Consider the following 15476-nt stretch of genomic DNA (forward strand, 5'->3'; position numbering starts at 1 on the left):
TTAATCCCAAAATTTCCACCATTTTTTATCCATGTCAGAAGAATTTTCTGTTTCACTTTCTGAGTCAAAATCAATTTTGGGCTCCGGTTTTACAGTTTCAATTATTTGAAGTTCCTCGACGGTTTCTATTTTAGGGTTTATTTCGGTGTTATTTTCTTCAAAAGGATTTTCCTGTGCTTTTAAATGCAATTCAAAATCTCTGGCAGCTTTTTGTTTATCTGTATTTACAGCAATAGAATCGTTTTCTTCATTCGGTATTTTTGTTAGAAACTGAAAAGAAAAATCGATTGGTTTCTCCTTGCCAATTTCGAAGAAATCAATGATATATTCATTTTTATCGGGATTGACCCCGGTAACTTTTCCTTTTTTCCATACCTCATGCATCACCAAATCGCCAACGCTAAAATTCGTGTCGTTTTCAGCTCTAATATTGTTTGATTGCTGTTTGCTGCTGTCGATAATTTCCTGACTTAATTTCCCTTTTCGGATATAAAACTCTTCACTAATTTCAAATAGAAAACGGGACGGATATTTATTAAGGCCCGTTGTAAAATTAAAACCTTCAGAGTCTGTGATATAAAATCGTTTTTCGGCTCTGGTTACGGCCACATAAGTAAGCCTTCTTTCTTCTTCTATGGCACGTTTTCGTCTTTCTTTAATAGACATTGCACTTGGTAAAACACTTTCTGTGAATCCGCAGAGAAACACATACGGAAATTCGAGACCTTTTGAGATATGGATCGTCATTAATTTTACCTTGTCCTGATTTTCATTATTCGTATCCAGATCCGTATACAAGGAAACTTCCTGCAGGTATTCTTCGATATTTATGGCGCCGTTATTTTCTTTTTCCAGAATTAGCATAGAACTTACCAGTTCCTTAATATTTTCGAGTCGGTCCTCATCGCCGTCTTTTCTGTAAAGTTCAGCCAGACCGCTTTTTTCCAGAATATCTTTTACAAGATCAGATATTGATTTGGTTTGCGACAATTGTTTTAATTCATCCAGTAAAGCCAAAAATTCAATGGCTCCTTTTTTGGCTAATTCCTTATCTTCTATATTTCTTTTCAGCGCTACCAGAAGAGAAAGATTCTGTTCGCGTCCAATATAGTTCAGACGCTCCAGAAATTTTTTGCCAAGACCTCTCGTAGGATGATTGAACATTCGCAAAAACGAAATATTATCTCCCAAAACAATCAGCCTTAAAAGCGATAAAACATCTTTTATTTCTTTTCTTTCAAAGAATTTTATTCCGCCAAAAATAGAATAGGGGATGTTTTCCTTAATCAGGCATTGCTCAATATTTCTTGAAATATGATTGGCACGATACAAAATTGTAATATCAGAATATTTGGCATTATCGGTTTTAATAATATCCTTGATTTCATTGGCAACCCATAAAGCTTCTTCAAAATCATTTTTTCCATGAAAATGCACCACTTCAAAACCTTCCGGTTTTTCGGTAATCATATCTTTGGCAACCCTTATTTTATTATTTTTAATAATATGATTTCCTACTTTCAGGATATTGGGCGTAGAACGGTAATTTTGATTCATGATAATAGTTTCACAATCCGGAAACATCTTATCAAAATCTACCAGATATTCCGGTTTTGCACCTCGCCATTCATAAATAGTCTGATCAGGATCTCCCACCACAAATAAATTTTTATGAATTCGCGAAAGCATTTCTACAAGTTCAAACTGACTGTCAGAACTATCCTGAGCTTCATCGACTTGTATATAATGCATATTCTTTTGCCATTTAAGGAGCACTTCCTTAAAAGAGTTTAAGATATAAACCGTAAAATGTATGAGATCATCAAAATCTAAAGCATAATTACGTTTCTGTTTGTCCAGATACCTATGAAATACTTTCAACGATAAATTTTCGGTTTCCTGATCTTCAAAAGCTTTATTGTCCAGAATATAACTAAGATAATCTGACGTACTTTTTGATTTCGAAATAAACTGAAGCACCTGTTTAAAAGTCAAATGTTTAGAGTTTATATCGAGTTCTGTAAAAACATCGCGTAAAATGGTTTTTTGGTCTTCGGTATCCAGAATAATAAAATTTTTAGGATAATGAATTTTGTTGATTTCCTCGCGTAGAAATCGCACGCAAAAACCGTGATACGTGGTAATAAGGCTTACATCAAAAGTATCACCAATAATGGCTTTTACTCTTTTTTTCATTTCCTGTGCCGCTTTATTCGTAAAAGTCACACAAAGAATATTCGACGAATTTATTCCCAGTCGGTTTACGATATAAGCAAATCTAGATGTCAGGGCTTTCGTTTTTCCTGATCCTGCTCCGGCAATAACACGTACATAACCTTCGGTAGTTTTAACAGCCTGAAGTTGTTGGGCGTTAAGATTTTCTAAAATCGGATCAGTCATTTTTGATAATTATAAGAGATGTTTTGTTTTGAAAATAATGACAGTTAAAATAAATAAGATTTAATTTAAGCTGAATTACTTACTAAGTTAAAATAATTCCAGCTGATTTCCCGGATTTATAGGTCTTTTTTTGGGAGGTTTGGCATCTCCAAAAATAGTTCTTCCGCCATATTTATGCGATTCATCACGTTCTCTTTGAATTAAGGCATCGAAGTTCGTATTAGGCGTAAAACTTTCCTCGGCTTTTCGTGAGATTTCAGATAATTTCTGAATCGCGTGTATTTTGTCACTATTACCAATTTTTGCCCTTTGAATTGCTCTTTGCAAAGTGTCGATAGTTTCATCATATATTTTTACAGGAACAGGAAACGGATGTCCGTCTTTTCCTCCGTGAGCAAATGAAAAACGCGCAGGATCTTCGAATCGGGTAGGCGTACCGTAAATTATTTCGCTCACCAATGCCAGAGATTGCAAAGCTCTTGGTCCCATTCCTTTTAAAAGAAGCAGTTCTTCAAAATCTTCCGGTTTATTTTCATGCGTGGTCCAGAGCATTGCGCCAAGTCTTTTCATGTTTACATCTTCCATTCTTACATCGTGATGCGCCGGCATAGAAAGATACTGCATCTCCTTCATGATTTTTGTGGGAGATTCTTTTGATAATTCCAAAATGCCTTCCCGGGATTTTGTGGCTGCCTGAGCGGTAAGATTTAATATTGTACCCTGATTTTCACCATAAATAAACGTATGCGGTTCATTTATAAAAGATTTTAAATCTGCTGAATGCCAGTGATACCTTCTTGCAGTCTGAGAGTTAGGGTTCATTCCTTGCTGGATAACAGCCCATTGTCCTTTATTGTCGACAATAAAATTATGCTGGTATAATTGAAATCCGTCCTGAATCGCTGTATTATCCACTTTAGCGGTAAGTCTGCTGCAATTGGCAAGATTGTTACCGTCAAGACCAGTTTTTTCTCCTACAAATAAAAGTTCCTGAGGTGTGAGCATAGAATTTTTTCCTTTGCCTCCGCAAATGTATATTCCAAGTTCTTTTGAATGCGGGTTTACGGATCTTTTTAATGCACCAAGTACCGAAGTTGTAATGCCGGACGAATGCCAGTCCATACCCATTACAGCGCCAAAACTCTGAAACCAAAAAGGATTGCTTAATTTGCTTATTACTTCTGAAGTAGAAAATTCTAAGGCAATTGTTTCTACAATGGCAAAGCCAAGTTTAGACATTCGTTCTGAAAGCCATAAAGGAACATGCCCATAATGTAATGGAAGATCTGCTGTGCCGGAACGTTTCATCTGTTGGATTTATTTACACAAAAATAAGGAAAATACGCTTAACGGTTCAACAGGATTCAATCTATTTTAAATCAGGAATTAATGGGTGAAATAAGCAATGGATAAGGGATATTTTATAACTTTTAGAAGTGATTGTATAAGCGATCGTCTTAGTAATTAAGTAATTTTATTAAAATTAAAACTTACAGATATGAACACAAACAATCAAAATCAGAATAACACTAAGAAAAGTGGTTCTGATACTCGTAGTGACATGAGAAAACATCAATATAAAGATCATGATGAAGTTTTAACAAACGATGAGAATTATGATGTTGACACTCATAAATTTAAAGGTGAACAACCTGATTTAGATGATAAGCTTAACAACGAAGAAAAAAAGTAAAAAATAGAAACGTCCCAAATTTTAGAATTTGGGACGTTTTTATTTGGTTTAAGTTTACGAGCTTCTCATGTGTTAGCAGTTCAGGAAACAATGTTAATTTTCTTACGGACTTTTTTTTATTTAGAAAATAATTAAGTCATTATACGGTTACAACCCTTGTGTTTTAGCGCCCTTTATAATTTTTAATAAAAGTTAAGAACTAAAAAGACAAGTATGGACTGATTTTTATAGATTTGTAAAATCAATATATTTCCAAAAAATACTGGAGAAAAATTATAAAATCTAAAGACAATGAAAACTGTTACTTCAACATTTTTATTTTTCATTTTTATTTGCAGCACTTCTTATGCACAACTGAGCTCAGATCAAATATTTGAAAGCTTTAAACAAGGAGAACGTACAAATTGTTCCTCAATTGCATTTATTAAGGCAGCTTTGAATGTTTATGGATTAGACAATCTTTTTGTAACCGAAACCGTAAACGACAGTTTGTATAAAATAACATTAAAGAATAACGCATCATTTAATCTTAAAAATTCGGAAATCGAAAAAGCTAAATTTTCTGCTGGTTTTGTCTATATTAAAGACAATTGCGAAAGCGAAAAAATAACAGATTATGCCGTAATGACTTATGCCGTGATGGCAAAATACAAACAGATTATTGATAAAAAATCAACTTTTGACAAAGCACTCGAAGATTTAGAAGATGGTACGGTATATACGCCAACTATTTATAAATATTTAGGCTTTAAAGAAGGCAAGCAAATACAAAAATTAAAGCGGGAATCAGGAAGTGAATTTTGCGGAGTTGTAGCATGGTCAACAGCACATGCAGTTTTTGTTTGCGAAGACTTTATGGACTATTATGGCAACAAAAAAAGTATTTGGATAAAATATCCGGGACGTTTTAGGATAATCAAAACGTAGATTAAATCTTAATAATGATTCTTTTTTAAAGAAGATTGCATTATTTTGCCGCTACAGGCCAATAGAATGGCACTATACGAACTGTTAAAATTTTTCAAAAAAAAGAAATCAATAAACTTGCAATTTAAGTTAATTTATATATTTTTGTTTTTATCAACAACCAATTACATTAAGAAAATGAACAGCAAAATTATTTTACTAAGTATCCTTTTTTTCCTTACAACCGGAGCAATTTCGGCACAGGCAAAAAATGCTCCAAGAAGTATTATCAGTACGACAGCTCTTATCCGCAAATACCATGATCAAAAAGAATTAAGTGGTATGCAAAAAGGAGAACTTTTGGAACTATACATTGAACGTATTAAAGTGTTAGTGAAAACTCTTCCTTACATCGCTTTGGTTACTAAACCAGGTGTTACGATGGCAGATTTAGGTATTCCGGACGACAGTGAGCACAAAAAAGTATTAGATGCACAAGCAGTTGGTACTACAACTTTCTTAGATACTACAGTAGAGTTTCAAAGAAAAATGATGCCATATTCTGATAAAGGAAATCTTATTGCAGCAATCTTATTTTACGAAAATACATTAAAATCTTTACACGAGTTCAACGAATTGAACGAAATGTAATCGTATATTTTAAAAAATTAAAACCTCTAAAATCATTTGATTCTGGAGGTTTTTTTATATTCAGGAATTAAAGAAAACTAATCTATTGTTATGCTATTAATAGCTTTACTCATAGCATTTTCTTTTAATTCAGGAACTTTTAATCCTTCTGCACGAAATGCGGTAAGATTCGTCATACCCAGAAATCCTAAAAAAGCCTGCAGATAAGGAACTACAAAATCATTTGCCTTTCCCGCACCTTCAGAATATACACCGCCGGAAGACATGGCAACATATACTTTTTTGCCTGTTATTAAACCTGTTGGCCTGCCGTCTTCTCCATATCCAAAAGTTATTCCGGGTCTTGTAATATGATCAATCCAGGCTTTTAATGTAGATGGAATAGTAAAGTTATAAAGCGGCGCGCCAATAACAATTATATCTGCTGCTGTTAATTGCTGAATCAAATTATTAGAAAATGTAACAGATTCTAATTCTTCTGTACTCAGAAAATCAGCCGGAGCAAATAATTTACGAAGTGATTCGGGATTAAGATGCGGAATATCCAGATCCGTCAGATTTAATTCGGCAACTGAACTATTGGGATATTTTTCCTCGATTTTTTCAATAATAGATTTCCCCAGTTGAATACTATAAGATTCTTTGGGCTGAATACTGGACATTACATGAAGTATGTGTTTCATAATTTAGATGTTTTAAATTTTACTTTTTATACGCTGATAATTATTAGAAATAGGGTTTTATCTAAAGCAAAGTTACAGTTGAGAAGGGTGCAAAAGACAGCGGTTTCCAAAAGGAAATCAGTTACTTTTAGGAAACTTTGTATCTTTACTGCCATGAAAACAATTGAAGAACAAGAGCTTCCTACCAAGGATGAATGTGCAGGATCTCTTAGAAATATTATAGATGCGCTCTATGTTTTAAACGGGAAATGGAAGATTGCCTTAATTCTTAGTATCATTCAGTCTCCTAAACGTTTTAATGAAATAAAAAAAGAGATCGAAGGCATTTCGCCAAAAATTTTAGCAAAAGAGCTTAAAGATCTCGAATTAAATGACTTTATTAAACGTACTGTTTATCCAACAACTCCGGTTAGCATTATATATGAAGCAACTGAATATAGCCGAACGTTGAAAAGTGTGATACGTGAACTTAGCAATTGGGGAGAATTACACAGGGAAAAAGTCAAAGAAAGCATGAGAAAATAATCTTACACAACTTTCGATAAAGAATTTAAATTTTAACCCGAATCAATTTTAGTAATTCATTTGATAATCTTCTAAAATTCGATATCATAAAATGAATTTTTCATTATTAGATATAAAAAAAAAGAATGTCTTTATAAATGATGTTAATTTTTTTAATATTCGTATTCTTTTTGGCTTAAATATCAGTTTCTTATCTATATTAATTCTTGATTTTTTAATTGCTTGTGAATTATAGATTATTGATTATTAGTTATTTACGATAATAAAGCAACTGTTTCAATCTTGATTTTTACAGCACCTTTTTTTTAGTTTCGTTTTTAAGTCTAGTTTCGTTATGTCCTATTTGTAGGAATTAACTAATCTATAAAACCGAAATTATGAATAATCCATTACATGCTATTTTTTTTAAAAGAGGCAAATATTGTCTTTTAATGTGGATGTTTTTCATCCTCTTAACCACAAATCTACACGCACAGCGTGGCTATTATGATGCACCTTATAAAAGATATGAGGCAAACTTAGGTCAATTGTCTAACGGAAGTACCACTACTTCAAAATCATATGTTCAGTCTGATCTTCAATCAGAAGCATCTGACCAGCAATGTGTAAACATGTCTACTGCAAATGCTACGGTACAATGGACACTTACAGAAGCTGCCGATGGACTTGTGATTCGATACAGTGTTCCTGACGGACAAACGGCGACTTTGGGCGTGTATAACGGCAGTACAAAAATTACAACTCTTACTTTGACTGCAAACTGGTCGTGGGAATATTTATGGAGTAACGGAAATCCTAATAATAACGGAATTACGAATCAAAACCCAAGAATGCGATTTGACGAAGTTCGCTATAAACTTCCGTCAAAAATTGCTGCATCAGGAACGTTAAGACTGGTGAGAGAAAGCGGAAATATTCATCTGGACTTTGCAGAGATGGAACCAGTTCCGGCAAGTATTTCAGCTCCGGCGGGTTCTGTGACGTATACCGGAAACGGAAGTGATCTTCAGACTTTTATTGATGCAAACGGCGGTAAAAAAATATACGTACCAAGCGGAGTTTTTAACGTGAACAGAGAATTGTATTTTGGCACTGCAAATACTTCATTAGTGGGTGCGGGAATGTGGTATACCCAAATTAATTTTACGAATAACAGCAGCGGTAACGGAGGATTGCGTGCAAATGCAAGTAATATCTCGTTTACGGATCTTTATTTAACAACCAATTCAGCATCCAGAAGTAATTCTTATAAAGCTATAAATGGCGTTTTTACTTCGGGTTCAACCGTGAGAAATATTTGGGCAGAACATTTTGAATGTGGCGCCTGGATTGCACAATACAATGTTGGCGGACCAGCAATTGCAGATGGATTTACAGTATCGCATTGCCGTTTTAGAAATAATTATGCTGACGGAATTAATCTTTGCAAAGGAACTGCAAATTCAATTGTAGAGCATTGCAATTTTAGAAATAACGGTGATGACGATCAGGCAATCTGGTCTGCAGACGGACAGGAATGTATCAACAATACGTTTAGATACAACACTTCAGAAAATTGCTGGCGTGCTTGTGGTCTTGCTATTTATGGCGGAAAAAACAACAAAGCTTATAATCTAATTATAAAAGACAATCTGGAAGCTGGAATCAGAGTTAGCAATAATTTTCCCGGAGCACCATTTAACAATGACGGAATGCATGAAATTCACGATATCACAGTATCAACATGCGGAACGTTTAATGATACGTACAATAATCCGGTAGCTGCAGTAGATATTTTTAGCGCGACTAATGCAGGATCTCAGGTAAAAAATGTTCAGCTTTATAATATCGATATTCTGGATTCAAGAAACGATGCAATTTCTATAAGCAAAAGATCAGGAGATGGTATTTATAATCTTAGTTTTAAAGACATAACCGTTAACGGAACTGGGAAAGAATATCCAAACAATAATGCATTAAACAGAAATTGGGGCAGAGGTTTTTTTGTACTTATAGCAGGTTCTCCAGCCGGAAATGGTACATATTGCAATATGAATTACTCGAATAGAGGCGGTAATGCAACCAGTAATGAAGAAACCAGTGCAATTGGTACATTTTCCTGGACACCAGGCAGTAATTGTTCAAGCACATCAGTTCCGGTTACAGGAGTTACCGTTACACCGGCAACAGCTACATTAAGTGCTGGTTCAACACAACAATTAACGCCATCAATTGCTCCTGCAAATGCTACAAACAAAAACGTATCCTATAGTTCTAATAATACAGGCGTTGCAACCGTAAATGGTTCAGGTTTTGTAACGGCAATTGGCTCAGGATCTGCAACAATAACGGTAACAACACAAGATGGTGCAAAAACAGCGACTTCTGTAATTACGGTAAATACATCAAATGTGGCGGTAACAAGTGTGAGTCTTAACCCAACATCAGTATCATTAGCTGTGGGCGGAACACAACAATTAACACCAACAATTCTACCGTCTAATGCCACAAATAAATCAGTAAGTTATGCTTCTAACAATACTGGCGTAGCAACGGTTAATAGTGCAGGTTTAGTTACAGCAATCGGCAACGGAACTGCAACAATTACAGTAACAACTGTAGACGGAAATAAAACAAGTACGGCTTCAATTACCGTGAGTACGGCAACCGGAAACTATTTTACCATTAAAAACAAGTGGACAAATAATTATTTATATGATGCCGGTGCAAATGTAGGATATGGTGCAACCGTTGCAAATAATAACTATAAATGGCAAAAAGTAGCCGTTGATGCCACTTATTTTATACTGCAAAATGTAGGTACAGGAGATATTATGCATATCGAAAACTTAACAGGAGCAGTACAATGTACAGCCGGATCATCTGGCTGGTACAGCGCACAATGGTCAAATGAAAATGTTGATGCTACCTGGGTGAGAATCAAAAACAGATGGCAAACCGGAAGCATGATTCATATCGAAAACCTAAATGGTTCTGCTCAATACTCCGGCGCTCAAAACAATTGGGAAAGCGCGCAATGGCAATTTCAAACTGTTTCGGCTTCCAAAAGAATCAATGCAAATGAAGCGGAAGTAACAGTTGAAAATTCTCAGGTTAGTATTTATCCAAATCCTGCAACCAATAATGAGTTTAATATTACCCTGCCGGAATTAGAAACAGGTGATATCGCAACAGTATCAGTTATTGATATAAACGGAAGAAAGGTTCTGGTAAAAAAACTGACTGTATCTTCAAAAATTAATCATGAATTAGCATCGGGAATATATGTTGTTACGATTAGTTCTAATGATTTTAATGTTTCTAAAAAACTGATCGTTAAATAATTCTTTAAATATTTAAAAAACAGAAAATGCCAGACTTTTGATCTGGCATTTTTTATTTTCTTTTTAATAAATAGTATTACAGTTGTAATTCTGATTCTTTAGATGTTTTGAGGTCTAAATAATCCCAGATATTGGTATCAAAGTTAAAATGATTTTCTCCTCCATTTAGTTTATTTCCCCATCTTCCAATTAATGCAAGTCTTGCTGAATCTGATTTATTTACAGATGCCGAGTGCAAAATCAAGGAGTGCCAAAGCATTAAATCTCCTGCTTTACCAAAAAAAGGAACGGCTTCGCTTGAAACCCTGTTTTTTATATTAGCAAATATCATGTCTTGGCTAAGAACGCCCTGAGCCATATAATCTTGTGGATTTTCCTTAAAATAATCCCAGGAAGTGATATGACTTCCAGGCCAGTACATAAATGGTCCGCCAAACTCTGTGACATCAGATAAATAAAAAACAGAATTTACTAAAGTTCGAATTGCATCATAAACCGGAAAATCAAGATGCGGCGCTCTTGCACCTAACCATTCTGCGTCATTATCCGGGGATCTTGCTACAACTTCATTTTCACCGTGCCATAAAATACTATCGGACAGACAATCATATAAGCTTTTCATTTTGTAATGTAGTGTTGGCAATGGTTCATTTTTCAGAAAAAATTGGCTTGAAGGGATGTTCTTCAAAGAATTAAACCAATCTTCATCAGAAACCGGATTCTGAAAATAGTTTAATACTTGTTTTTTCCATTCAGCGATTTCCTCCTGAACAAAAAAATCTTTTATAATTAAAACTCCATCTTTTTTAAATTGTTCTATTTGATTAGCTGTTAACATAATTCAAGTTTTTATTTGATTAAAATGTTTATGAGAATTAAATATTCGGGATATTAAATTATTTTTATCTTTGGTTAATTCATAAAGCGTCCATAAAACCTGAATAGCTGTTTCTAGTTTTATTTGGAGTATAGTAATTTCTCCGTTGGCTTCATTTTTTACTTCAGAAAATGCAGTTTCAAAATCTCCAAAACTACCATCCGTACATTGTTGATGTAGTATAAAATCTAGTCCTGTTTGAATTGCAAGTGATTCTTTACATTCTAAATAATTTAAAGCTCGCAAACTTCTCATTACTAATTCCAGATCATATAATCTCATGGCATGTATGGCCATTCCTTCAATTTTGCTATTAAATACAGGATTATATTCGACTTCACAGGTTCCGAATTTTGATTTCATTTCTATTTGAGTAAGAACATCATTTATCATTTTTATGATATCCAGCTCAAACATTGGAATTTTAAAATTAAGCGAAGAGATTTCATTTTTATCATTATCATCCTCAAAAACGCAATTTAATAACACTCCATTTACGGAATTTGGATTAGCATCTTTGATTTCGTATAAAATGGAAGAATATTCTAAAGGAGCTTCTATCTGACCAATACTGCCAAAATCCAGTATTAAAGAATTTGCTAAAATGCAATTAAATAAACTTTCTGAACGATAGTCAATTGGATTATTATTTCTAATAAAGTTTTGGATGAATTTTATTTCGTCTTCATTCCTGTTTCTATCGATTAAAGTAATTAATTTGAGTAGAGCCAGAACTTTAATTACATTATCCGATTGTTGTATACCATTATTTGAACGGATCCAGTTATATAATTTTTCGGTGATTTTTTTGATAGACTTTTCCATAAATCAATTATTAATAAATTCGCAATCCAGCAATATTAAAGTCACAATTGTAGGATGATAAACATCATCAAAAAGAGGTAAGTTTTCTTCTAATGATTTACCATCTTGTCTTTGTTTTACCCAATCTCTACCAGGAATAAAGCCGCTTGTTTGCTGACTTTTGCACAATGTTGAAGCAATATCGCGATCTATTTCTGTAAATTGTTTTCGCAGACAAAATTGATTAATTAATAATTCGGCAGTCAAATCCCAGTCTTGTTTTATTATAGACATAGACGTCGATAAATCAACATATTTTTGAACATCTTTATAATGCACTCCTAAAAATTGTTTCATATCTACTGATCCAAAATCTGAAAAGTGAAATAAAAGGTGCGTTAAACCATATAAATCCATGTTTTGGATATAAGACAATTTAGGAAGATTTATAAGTGAAGAATTTAATAATAAGTCGTAATTGTTTGAGAAAGAATGTTTTAAATCGCAAGCTTCAATATAATATTTCATGTCCAATTTATCCCAGGCACTTCGTTCAATACGATCCAGATAGCCTCTGTCTAAAACAGTTTGTAAATCATTTGAAACTTCCTGCTCATTGATTCCAAAAGATTTAAGTACAGAACAGGCAACAACTCTATGTGGAAACAATTGGATTCTTCGTCTGGAATCAAAGAAAAAATTCTGACTGTAAACAATAGAAATCCAAGCTTCTTTTAGTTTTTCAATTTTAGGATGTTTCCTTAAAACAGAAGATCGTTGCGCAAGTCTTAAAGCTAGTCCTAACTCGATTAATGCTTTTCTTGATAAATCAGCTTTAATATTTTCCGGTGGAATACCCACGATAGAATCTTCAACAGGTGTTTGAAATTTATCCATGTTAGAGTCAAGCCAATCTAAAACTCCTTCGAGCATATTATCCCGATCACTATTATTAAAAAGTTTATTCATGATGTTATTTAGATTTAGGGAAAAGAAAAAAATAATGAGTGAGATTTTTATTTCTCACTCATTAGTAGGTAGTTAATGACTTACAAAACCATGTTGGTAGACGATTGCGCTGTTAACTACAGGCCCGTTAGCATCACCATCTTTATGGGTTTTTTTAACTAAGAAGTTTGCAAATTCATCTAAATTTGTTACACCTTCTTTTTTCAACTGACTAAGAATTTCTTCTTTAGTGATTTTAATTTCTTTGCTCATGATTTCTAAACTTTAATTGTTTTTTCCTACTCATAAGGTTTTTCAGATTTCACCCCGTTTTTATAGTGGTTTCTGAACTCCACTGTTTTTATATTATAACTTTATAATGCTTTGATATATTTCATTTTATCTTTGAAGTATTATTTTGAAATAATAGCATAAGTAAATGAGAATAGTTTTATATTTCTATTATAAAGCTACTTATTTGTAGTGTTTTACAGCGATAAAAAGTCACGAAAACTGGTTTTTTATACATGAGAAAGGAAATTCATGTTACGAGTTTTTTTTGTGAGTTTATTTTTACGGTGTAAAATTAAATTAACTGATATTCAAAATATTACAATAAGGAGTGGAAAAGCAATGTTATCTCAAGCTAATTATTTTGAAGAAGTTTATTCCGAGTCTAGATTTATATTAAGCTATCGAGAATATGTTGAAGAGAAGAAAAGACCAGTGAATGTATTTATTAATTATAGCTTGTTTAATTGTATAAAAAAAGCCAGATCAAGAGATTTGGCTTTTGTTACTTAGTGTCTATAATGTATGACTGGCAAATGCTTTCTAATTGGAATTAGTGATTCAATTTCCTTTTAATAAATTGATACTTACCGTAGCAATATCAGCATCCGGAAATCTTTTGAATATTGATTTGTCCGGAAATAATCCGGCTTCTGCAGCGATATTATTAAAGACATCAATCTCAACGATATACTGGTCAGAGAAACCGTGCGTTGCATCGTAAGCTGTTGCAGGAGTTTTTCCTAAATTGCCGGCAGCAAGTTTTGGATTTATAGTATGCAATTCTATTAAGAGCAAACCAAATTTGCGAACATAAGGCGACCATCTTTGCAAATGTTCCAGAAGATTATCTTCTACCAGATTGTTGCTGATTCTTTTTCCTCTATAAGCAAATGCACCCGTAGATTGACTGATTCTGTCTTTGTTGATGTGTTTGGGATCCTGCCAAATTCTATTGTGATCTAAAAAAGTCCTTACATTAAGCAGATCTTTCAGGTCGATATTGTAATTTTCTCTCAAATCGTCAGACAAAACATCCGGACGCCCAATATCTCCCCAAATGACTTTTGCCCAAATATCTGCTTTTATAAGATTGGCTCTGGTTACTTTTAGCGCCGCCTGATTGTAATCTGCCCCAACGAGAAACAAGGGATATTCGTCGAGCATTTTTCCTCGTAAAGTCTGTCTGTCAATAACTTCAAAAATATGCTGCAGGAAAGCGCCATTTCCACAACCCATATCCAGGATTCCTTTGGGCTGTTCTTCGATTGGCAGGTTAAAAAGTTTTACGATAATCTCATCTACCACTTTAAAATACGTATCGTGGGCACCACCGCTTCCCCAAACATTCATTTCGCGATCAACATGAATTTCGTTTTCACCATCAGGCACCATTCTTAATGTAGCGGGATCGCCAAAAATTAATTCCTGAATTCTGGCAAATGTTGGCAAATATGATACTGTAACGCCGTATGCACTGGCTCTTTTTGCAAAAAACAAACCCGTTTCTGTAAATTGATAATTGCCGTTTTTTTCCAGAAACCAACCCAGATGCGTAAAAAAGTCTAGTATTTTTTTGAAATTTTCAGGAGATTTATGAAACTCTTCCGGCTTAAAAGAAGTTTCCATAAAATATTTGTGAAACATTCCTTTCATCGCCAATCGCACAATTGTAGGCCCAATCAAATATCCTTCGATATGTTTTAAAACCTGTTCCTGAATACTGTTTGTCAGGATATCAGCAGAAGGCTGGATTCCGTATCTGTTTTTATATTTTTCGAAAATACGATTCAGTTTTTCAAACGGTTCATCTTCAAAAAGACGTGGATGAAATTGTAGAGAAAACTGTAGTAACTCGACAACATCTTCATAGAGATGAAACATCGAAAAGGCAATTTCTGTTTTTTCATTTATTGAAATTGTAATTTCCTGTGTTTTATTATCGACTTCATATTCTAAAAATCCCTGAGATGCCAAAATTCTCAAACCAACATTCAGATACCCTTCATTTGCTTTAAAAACAGTTGTAAGTTCTGCTAATTGTACTTGCTTTTTGTTTAAGATAAACTCTAAAACTGCATTATTTTTAAGTGCTATCGCAACTGGCGCAACAGCAAGTCCGTCGAGATGTCTGAAAATAGAACTTCGGAGCTGTGATTTATCGGTCATAGTATTAAAATGAAAGTTTGATAAATAGTACTTTTTCGTAACAGAAGACTTATTGGTCTTGTTGTGTCTAAATACTACGATTTATCTTTATAAGTTTAAAAATTTAATTTGCTAAAAAGTTTAATTACTATAAAGATAGTTTTTTTAAAATATCTGATAATATGAATTTTTTCATTTTAAAATCCTATAGAGAAAACACTTTATTA

The 15476-nt window shown here is 33.6% G+C and carries 13 protein-coding genes; 5 read left to right on the top strand and 8 right to left on the bottom strand.

All coding sequences use genetic code 11. The features are described 5' to 3' along the window. The gene (locus ASF10_RS18150) at nucleotides 1-2400 is read right to left on the bottom strand and encodes an ATP-dependent helicase (protein ID WP_082472466.1); all 2400 of its coding nucleotides are present in this window, start codon (nucleotides 2398-2400) and stop codon (nucleotides 1-3) included. 87 nt (nucleotides 2401-2487) lie between these two features. After that, nucleotides 2488-3708 carry a DUF763 domain-containing protein gene (locus ASF10_RS18155; RefSeq protein WP_056252104.1) on the bottom strand — a complete coding sequence of 407 codons (1221 nt, stop codon included), beginning with the start codon at nucleotides 3706-3708 and terminating at the stop codon, nucleotides 2488-2490. Nucleotides 3709-3898: 190 nt separating this feature from the next. Here ASF10_RS18155 and ASF10_RS18160 point away from each other — a divergent pair, with 190 nt between their 5' ends. The 3 genes from ASF10_RS18160 (at nucleotide 3899) to ASF10_RS18170 (ending at nucleotide 5650) form a co-directional block, all read left to right on the top strand. After that, the gene (locus tag ASF10_RS18160) at nucleotides 3899-4093 is read left to right on the top strand and encodes a hypothetical protein (protein WP_056252107.1); all 195 of its coding nucleotides are present in this window, start codon (nucleotides 3899-3901) and stop codon (nucleotides 4091-4093) included. A 291-nt stretch (nucleotides 4094-4384) separates the two neighbouring features. Continuing rightward, on the top strand, nucleotides 4385-5020 hold the full coding sequence (locus tag ASF10_RS18165) for a hypothetical protein (RefSeq protein WP_056252111.1): 636 nt from the start codon (nucleotides 4385-4387) through the stop codon (nucleotides 5018-5020). Nucleotides 5021-5197: 177 nt separating this feature from the next. Then, complete coding sequence (locus ASF10_RS18170; protein WP_055092683.1) at nucleotides 5198-5650, top strand: hypothetical protein; 453 nt, start codon at nucleotides 5198-5200, stop codon at nucleotides 5648-5650. Between the two features lie 77 nt (nucleotides 5651-5727). Here the strand turns inward: ASF10_RS18170 and ASF10_RS18175 are convergent, their stop codons facing one another. Beyond that, nucleotides 5728-6333 (bottom strand): FMN-dependent NADH-azoreductase, encoded by a 606-nt coding sequence (locus ASF10_RS18175; RefSeq protein WP_056252115.1) that lies wholly within the window; start codon nucleotides 6331-6333, stop codon nucleotides 5728-5730. Nucleotides 6334-6486: 153 nt separating this feature from the next. On the opposite strand from ASF10_RS18175, the gene ASF10_RS18180 reads away from it, so the two are divergent. Further along, entirely contained in the window at nucleotides 6487-6858 is a 372-nt protein-coding gene (locus ASF10_RS18180) for a winged helix-turn-helix transcriptional regulator (protein ID WP_056252290.1), read from the top strand. Between the two features lie 377 nt (nucleotides 6859-7235). Then, nucleotides 7236-10181 carry an Ig-like domain-containing protein gene (locus tag ASF10_RS18185; RefSeq protein WP_056252117.1) on the top strand — a complete coding sequence of 982 codons (2946 nt, stop codon included), beginning with the start codon at nucleotides 7236-7238 and terminating at the stop codon, nucleotides 10179-10181. A 76-nt stretch (nucleotides 10182-10257) separates the two neighbouring features. On the opposite strand, the gene ASF10_RS18190 is transcribed toward ASF10_RS18185, so the two are convergent. From ASF10_RS18190 to ASF10_RS18215, 5 genes are all read right to left on the bottom strand, one after another. Beyond that, on the bottom strand, nucleotides 10258-11019 hold the full coding sequence (locus ASF10_RS18190) for a phytanoyl-CoA dioxygenase family protein (RefSeq protein ID WP_056252120.1): 762 nt from the start codon (nucleotides 11017-11019) through the stop codon (nucleotides 10258-10260). A gap of 3 nt (nucleotides 11020-11022) precedes the next feature. Continuing rightward, a complete protein-coding gene (locus ASF10_RS18195) occupies nucleotides 11023-11883 on the bottom strand; it encodes a hypothetical protein (RefSeq protein ID WP_056252123.1) in 861 nt (286 codons plus the stop codon). 3 nt (nucleotides 11884-11886) lie between these two features. Beyond that, nucleotides 11887-12831, bottom strand: a complete 945-nt coding sequence (locus ASF10_RS18200; RefSeq protein ID WP_131726555.1) for a DUF6895 family protein — start codon at nucleotides 12829-12831, stop codon at nucleotides 11887-11889. A gap of 72 nt (nucleotides 12832-12903) precedes the next feature. Then, nucleotides 12904-13083: a hypothetical protein gene (locus ASF10_RS18205; protein WP_056252129.1), complete on the bottom strand. Its 180-nt coding sequence runs from the start codon at nucleotides 13081-13083 to the stop codon at nucleotides 12904-12906. Nucleotides 13084-13662: 579 nt separating this feature from the next. Then, nucleotides 13663-15270 (bottom strand): class I SAM-dependent methyltransferase, encoded by a 1608-nt coding sequence (locus ASF10_RS18215; RefSeq protein ID WP_056252135.1) that lies wholly within the window; start codon nucleotides 15268-15270, stop codon nucleotides 13663-13665. Between the last annotated feature and the right edge of the window lie 206 nt (nucleotides 15271-15476).

The sequence above is a fragment of the Flavobacterium sp. Leaf82 genome (genome assembly GCF_001422725.1).
GTDB lineage: Bacteria > Bacteroidota > Bacteroidia > Flavobacteriales > Flavobacteriaceae > Flavobacterium.